This is a genomic window from Coleofasciculus sp., assembly GCF_046539235.1.
Taxonomy (GTDB): domain Bacteria; phylum Cyanobacteriota; class Cyanobacteriia; order Cyanobacteriales; family Coleofasciculaceae; genus Coleofasciculus.
This window is the reverse complement of the sequence record NZ_JBKHHI010000346.1, coordinates 1-7,111: the sequence shown is the minus strand read 5'-3', so window position 1 is coordinate 7,111 and position 7,111 is coordinate 1. Positions and strand designations below refer to the sequence as shown.

The 7,111-nt window shown below is 45.3% G+C and carries 7 protein-coding genes; 1 reads left to right on the top strand and 6 read right to left on the bottom strand.

Annotated features, from left to right (window positions below; translation table 11 throughout):
• Nucleotides 1–339: 339 nt before the first annotated feature.
• The 4 genes from ACLFWI_RS23420 to ACLFWI_RS23405 form a co-directional block, all read right to left on the bottom strand.
• Entirely contained in the window at nt 340–633 is a 294-nt protein-coding gene (locus ACLFWI_RS23420) for a hypothetical protein (RefSeq protein ID WP_446414927.1), read from the bottom strand.
• Between the two features lie 77 nt (nt 634–710).
• Nucleotides 711–1,964: an RNA-guided endonuclease InsQ/TnpB family protein gene (locus ACLFWI_RS23415; protein WP_446414926.1), complete on the bottom strand. Its 1,254-nt coding sequence runs from the start codon at nt 1,962–1,964 to the stop codon at nt 711–713.
• 116 nt (nt 1,965–2,080) lie between these two features.
• A complete protein-coding gene (locus ACLFWI_RS23410) occupies nt 2,081–2,359 on the bottom strand; it encodes a hypothetical protein (protein ID WP_446408617.1) in 279 nt (92 codons plus the stop codon).
• Nucleotides 2,360–2,568: 209 nt separating this feature from the next.
• Nucleotides 2,569–2,886 carry a DUF3155 domain-containing protein gene (locus ACLFWI_RS23405; protein WP_446414925.1) on the bottom strand — a complete coding sequence of 106 codons (318 nt, stop codon included), beginning with the start codon at nt 2,884–2,886 and terminating at the stop codon, nt 2,569–2,571.
• Nucleotides 2,887–3,300: 414 nt separating this feature from the next.
• Between ACLFWI_RS23405 and ACLFWI_RS23400 the strand changes: the two genes are divergently transcribed.
• A complete protein-coding gene (locus ACLFWI_RS23400; RefSeq protein WP_446414924.1) occupies nt 3,301–4,731 on the top strand; it encodes a sensor histidine kinase in 1,431 nt (476 codons plus the stop codon).
• 89 nt (nt 4,732–4,820) lie between these two features.
• On the opposite strand, the gene ACLFWI_RS23395 is transcribed toward ACLFWI_RS23400, so the two are convergent.
• Entirely contained in the window at nt 4,821–6,065 is a 1,245-nt protein-coding gene (locus ACLFWI_RS23395) for an S-layer homology domain-containing protein (RefSeq protein WP_446414923.1), read from the bottom strand.
• Nucleotides 6,066–6,505: 440 nt separating this feature from the next.
• Nucleotides 6,506–6,928 carry a tellurite resistance TerB family protein gene (locus ACLFWI_RS23390; protein WP_446408613.1) on the bottom strand — a complete coding sequence of 141 codons (423 nt, stop codon included), beginning with the start codon at nt 6,926–6,928 and terminating at the stop codon, nt 6,506–6,508.
• Nucleotides 6,929–7,111 lie beyond the last annotated feature (183 nt).

Below are 7,111 nucleotides of genomic sequence, written 5' to 3'. Positions count from 1 at the left end.
GGATGCTTCGCTTTTTGTTCCATGGGGGAGACCAGAGGATGCTTCGCTTTTTGTTGCACGGGGGGAACCAGAAATTATATCAAGTCCGGTAGCATCAGTTGTGTATAGTGGGAAAGGGGTAAAAGGATAAAAGGGTAGAAGGGTAAGGTTTTTGTCCCAATAACTACAGGTATGATAGACTCTCGACACAAACCGGACAAGATATTAATCAAAGTCCCCCTTTTGAAGGGGGATTTAGGGGGATCTAAACTTTGAGCGCTAGTTATACAAAGTCTTAAGTTGACACCAATGACCGACGTGCGCCCAAAATACCGTTCCTCCGTAGTCCATCAACTTCCTCTAAAACAAGAAACTCAATAACACAACAACACCTAAAATAACTCCAATTAAAATAGCCGTCCCCACCATTAAATTACCAATTTCATCCACCGTCCCCCGAATACCCCTAACCATTCGCCCTAAATTCAAGGGAAACCTAACTAATACCTGCAACGGAAGCGGTAACTGGTGCAATTCAAAACTATACCCAGGAGTACGCCTTGCTTCTACTTCAAACCTCCCCTTAACCCAGTTTATATCTCGCCCCTGCTGACGCGCTTCCCAAAGTAAACTTCCGGCTAACTGCAGTGACATCCTCCTACACCAAATCAAAGATTATGGTGTAGGCTTCCCCAAATCACTTTGAGGATTTCCTGGTTACTCCCCTTCGACTACGCTCCCCTTCGACTACGCTCAGGGGATTTCGCCACTTGCCTAGTTTGGCTTTCACCAACCCCCGGTAGATCGGCTGCACAGGCAGTTTCCTTTCCCGCTAGCCCAGCGGTACTAATTAGCTCTATTCCTCGGTTTCTGATTACCTGACTACTAGCCACATCCCTATCAGTTTGATAGCCGCAATGAGGACAATCATGTACCCGGACACTCAGGTCTTTTTTAACCTCACCTTTGCACTCAGGACATTCTTGAGAAGTCCCCCTAGCATCAACAACAGCAAAAAACTTTCCACGTTTCCAGCACACATATTGAGTGATGGTACGAAATTGACCAAAACCGCCATCCAGCATCTGTTTTCCAAGAAACCCTTTGGCGGTGATACGGTAATCAAGGTCTTCCATGAAAACCATATCCCCAGCGTCACAGAGGGTATGTGCTTGTTTGAAATGAAAGTCTTTACGGATGTTGTCGATTTTATGGTGAAGTCGAGCTACTCTAAGGCGTTGTTTTTCATAGTTATTTGACCGCTTTGTTTTCCTAGATAGCCTACGTTGTAGCAATTTCAGCTTACTTTGCATTGTCTTAAAAAACTTAGGCGGTTTGACAATAACACCCTCACTGGTAGCTAAAAACTTTTCTAATCCTACGTCTACTCCAATTGGATGTCCGTGGGGTTTGTGGTCAGGAACACTGACGTCACATTGAATATTGATAGATGCATACCATCGGTCAGCTTGACATAAGATTCGCACCTGTTTAACCGTAAATCCAGATGGAATAGGTCGGTGCAGGTTGACAGTAATTGCCCCAATTTTGGGTAATTTAATATGTAAACCGGTTACAGGGTTTTCCTTGAATTGAGGAAACAGTAACGAATTAAACTGCCCAAACTTTTTAAATCTGGGAAAGCCAAAACCGCGAGACTTAAAGTAATCCCAACCTTTATGCAACTGCTTGATTGTTTGCTGGAGAGCTTGAGAAGGAACCTCTTTTAACTTGGGGAATTCTTTCTTAGCCTTGGGCAAATTGTTAAGCTGTTGTATCTCGCCAGGAAACTTGGTATCTGCTGGAATGATGTACTCTTTTTCAAAAGAACATCTATCAATCAAGCACTTACGACTATTGCACCAATCCTTTATCTCCCCCAATGCATAGTTGTATGCACTGCGACAAATTTCCATCCACTCAATCAACCGTTGTTCTTGAGCAGCGTCTGGATAGATTCGGTAACGATAGTTAAGTGTAAGCATACCTCTATTGTACGCATTTACTGACTAGTTGCGTGAGTTTAAATGTTAATTTAGGTGACTTTTAGTCACCTAAATTAACTTGGGGGCGTTGTGTATCCCAACGCGCTCATCATAGATTACAGCGTGGGTCTTACAACTCCCCCAAGCCCCCTGGTAAGATAAATGCTAATAAACCGATCAGGTTGAGAAACGTATTCCTGATACGTTTGACAGAAGTGATAAAGCAGCCAGGATTTGCCAATGCGTCTGCGCCCGACCACATTTAAGCTACCGGGTAGGGTACCTGTAATCTGAGTAGTAATCTGTTGCAACTCCTCGTGGCGTCCCACAAAAAATCGGGAATCCGCGATCGCTGCACCGACTATAAATGGACAAGACGGTTGCACTGAACTCATGAATCAGAGGAAAATGACTCGACAAGCATACTCAACAGTTATTATTTTCTTCTACTTTGCAACCTTTCTCCTTCCCTTCTGCCTTCTGTCATCTGTCATCTGCCTTCATAAAAAATTAGGCAATTCATCTCACCCCCCTAGCAGGAATGAAATGAATTGCCTCTTGACAAGTGTCAAAGCACTAGTCAATTCGGAAGATTTGGCTGTAGTCAGCAGCTTTCAACCGCAACTACAGCCTTTTCGACAGGAGCATCAAGCACCCGCAGACTGGGAAACAGAAAATGATTTTCCTCAACATATTGAGCGCCAAATAAACCTTTTTCTGCCCAGAAATAACGGTCTGTCGTATGCTCATTTCGCTTAACTAGTAGCAAAGCGGGCGGAATAATCCCGGCTGATTGAATATATTTACGTGCTGCTGTAACCGGTTTATCTTCACCGCTTTCTAGATTATACTGAGGCACATGTTCTAGGATCTTGCGCCCCTCTTGGCGGCGGCGACTCTTGCGCTTACGTCTTCTTGCCAACCTCTTTACCTCCTCTTTTTGCCGACAGTTGTAATGTTAGTTACAAAAGCCGTCGTAAGTATATCTGCTTGAGTCTGAAATATCAATATCTTTTTATAGTTTGATAGATCTACCTAAAATGCCTCAATGCTAAGTTTGAAAGAGGCTTTGAGCCATACTCCTTTAAAAATCACTACCAAAAAAATTAATTTTTCGTTAAAAAAGTTTACAAAAAGCCGTCTGAGGGGGCTGGGGAGATGGGGGAGATGGGGGAGATGGGGGAGATGGGGGAGATAATAAAGAACAAAGGACGAATGACTGTCATCCTACACCTTTTGGGTAATAGTCAGTCGTGTCAATTGTTCGACATTATAGAAAAGGAACCTCTATTGGGTTCTGTCGTAAAAGCCCTCTGGTGGTGATCACGCAATTCTCATGTTCATTCCTGCTAGTTCAGAATTTGTCGCCTTGTGTCAATCACAGGTTGGAATCCTTACTCAAAGTCTAGGCGCGGCGTTGAGTGCGGTATATTTAACAACGGATAAGCTCGATGAAGCAGCGCAACCTAAGCTGATTCCGGTAGTGGTCTATCCAGAAGCGGCGATATGGGAAGAGGAGGATACGGAGTTAACATTGCCCGATCGCATGAGTTCACTGGATACGATTCCCCGCCTTGCTGAAGCTGTACCTCGCCTTTTACCTCAACCTGCTGAGGATCACCATCTCCCCGATTCCACCTCACTCTCTCGGGATGACTATACCTTATCTCAAGGACGGCAAATGGTTTTGCCTCTAATCCACGAAGAAGTAGTTATGGGATTATTAGTCACAAGTCGCGATGATCGACCGTGGAATGAAAAAGAACAGACAGCGATTGAACGCATCGCTGGAACATTGACACTTGCCTACTTAATGGATCGGCGTCGGGCTTGGTTTGAGCAGGAATGGACTCAGCAACGCCGTCTACAGGCACAGCAACGGGATCGGCTTGATGATATCCTGCATCAATTTCGCAATCCTTTAACCGCATTGCGAACCTTTGGCAAACTGCTACTTAATCGACTGCAACCCGATGATAAAAATCATAACGTTGCAGCTAGTATTGTGCGGGAGAGCGATCGCTTGAAGGAATTGTTACAAGATTTTGATGAATGCTTAGATCAGGATGCACCAACAAGTGAACCCCTAACCTTACCCGCATCAGCTAGCACGGCGACTTGTCCACTTCCCGAATCAGACGAGACTGGGAAAATTGTTTCTCCGGTTAACTCAGAACCAGAGACAGACGCACCAGCCATTCCTTTGCTTCCGGGTAAAACCCTAATTGTCGAGTCATTCACCATCACCGAAGTCTTAGAACCCCTGCTCATTTCCGCCCAAGCGATCGCGGGGGAACGGGATTTAGAATTACGCTACTCGATTCCCCAAGACTTACCCCCTGTGCGGGCAAACGCTAGGGCGTTACGAGAGGTCTTAAATAATTTAATTGACAATGCCTTAAAATACACGCCCGCTGGGGGGCAAATTGAAGTGGAAGCGGGTGTGGGTCAACCCAAAGATGAGACGAGAACAATGGTGGGAATTGCGATTACTGACACCGGTCCTGGAATTCCGCCCCAAGACATCGAGCATTTATTTGAGCGGCGTTATCGGGGAATACAAGCCAACACAGGGATTCCGGGGAGTGGTTTAGGGTTAGCGATCGCCAAAACACTAATTGAACAAATGCAGGGTCAAATCGAGGTATTTAGTCCAGCGCAGTCACCGTGGACTCAACCCCAGTTAGATGTAGCGATTCGCCGTTCTGGGGAGGAGTCAACCCAGGGCACAACGTTTGTCGTTTGGTTGCCAATTTATGAATCATGAAGAAAAAAAACACGTAAACACCTATCTGGAAAGCCACAGATGGTTAACCTGTAGAGACGTAGCATGCTACGTCTCTACACTATGGTGATCTAGTTGGCGCTGATAACTAAATTCTCAGCAAGTTTCAGATCTAAATCAGTATCCGGTTCAATCACAATCAGATCCACACTGTTGCGACCGAGGAAGCGTTGGATTAAGCTCAATGCTACACCAGACCCCGTACCAATTAACAGTTCTTCCGTCGCGATCGCCCGATCTCCCGTTACCGCCGAAATCGCCGCCGCCGCCGCTGTACCGAGTGCAGCATTCTTGACCAAATTTCCGACATTACTACCTTGAGTGACTGTTTCCGTCGTGGTGATTACTTCAGACGCAGCATCAAGATTCATCTGCTTACCATTCATCACCAGTTTCTCGGCGACAAATTGAGCGCCCCCATTGGTCGAACGCAACGTACCCACAACCTCACTACCCGCTGGAATTAATACTGTACCATCAGAGGTTGTGATATTCGCATCAACCGTTAAAGTCAAGGGTAATTGTTCGTCTTCTTGGGCAATTAAAATTTTCTCTCGGATGTACTTAACTGGAATAGTTGTACCCGCAGGAATCGTGAAATTTTGAGCAACAGGCGTCGGATCAGCAATGTACTGAGAACTGACGACTTGTGCTTCCCCTTCACTCACTAACGCTTGGTAAATAAACGCCGCAACTTCAGCACGACTAGCATTCCGCTGGGGATTTAACGATTTAACGTTAGGATAATTCACCACCAAGCGTTCTTCTGTGGCGGCGGCTATTGGTGTCCGCGCCCAACTGGAAATGCGAGAGGCATCATTGTAGTAATTTAAAACACTGGTTGAACTGGCTGAATAATCCAAACCATTTGCCAATGAAACTAAGACTTGTTCACGAGGAATATTTTGTTCGGGTCTAAAAACATTACCCGGATAACCCGTTAAAAATCCCGTTTTATAAGCATCTTGAATTGCAGAATACGCCCAGTATCTTGAGGGGACATCAACAAAGTTCGTTGACCCGCGTTGATCGGCTTTATTAAAGGCTTGATTTGCCTTACGCATCATCGCCGCAAACTGGGCGCGAGTTACGGGAGCATCAGGTCGGAATGTACCATCCGGAAAACCAGCAATAATATCCCGTTGGGCTAATTCGGAAATAAAGTCTTCCGCCCAGTAGCTAGAAGAAACATCTGAGAAACTTGTGGTTTGGGCAAGCGCTGATGCGCCTGTAACGAAGGGAGCGATCGCACCAGCCGTTAATCCAAAGGCTAAAAATGCAGCGGTTCCAGATTGCCAGGGATGAAAGTTAGACATTAAAGGCGTTCTCCAACACGAATCGTTCTGTTAAATAACTAGACAGTTTAGGATTCCAGATGTTCCTAAAATTCCCCAACCTATTAATTGGATAAACTTTAGCAAAAAAATGCTCCCTTGGTCGTTGCATCGGGGAACATTCTCAGAAAGAATGACGATCATTAAGGACAATTAGTTTCCGACAAAAAAAATCCCCTACCGACTTTTAGGGTAAAGGATAAAAAATGAGAGATACAGTATCTCCAAGTAAAAGTCCGGACTTCGGGGAGAAATCGGGACTCTAGGATAGCTCGCTCACCTGAAAAGCGCTGTAACCAGAGAAGTCAACACTCTACTTTAGGGCTTGCTGCAAAAACTGAAAACTCCCACAAATAAAGGTATAGAGGATAATTAAAGGTTCCCCGTTCCCTAACAAAGGACGAATGACATAAGACATAAGACTAAACTTGCTGATCAATCCAACGGTGGTAGAGTTTTTGAATGGCTTTAAGCACGTTATTATGAGTGGACTTGGGAGAAGTCTGGGCGGGATCGAGAAGCTGTAAGCGGGTGAGAAGTTTAGCTTCCTCAGTATCTACATCGCCATCGCTGTAAATTAAGGCACTAATCGCTTCAATCAAGCCCTGATAATCCTCTTGGCTAGGATGATCGCCCAAATACTCTTGCACCCATCTATAACACTCGTCACTGGACACCGATTTGAGTTCGTTCAACAGGGGTCGAATTTCTGGGTCTTCAGCAACATTGGATTGCTGGGCGACTTGGCGCAGATACTGCCGTTCCTCTGGCTGAATTCGACCATCGATCCAAGCCGCACCAATGAGAATCTTTACGAGCTGTTTGACATGAGAGTCTGTAACCATGACGTTTTTTGAAAAACTTCTGCTCTATCTATATCAGAACTGTTCCCAAAAATGCGCTTAGACGTTCTAATCTTTACCAATGAGCCGGCTTGGTTAAGGGAAACAGGGGGAGCTGGGAGAGCTGGGGAAGATTGTGTAGGGGCGGGTTTTACCACTAACGTTTCGTTTTCACCCTGATATAAC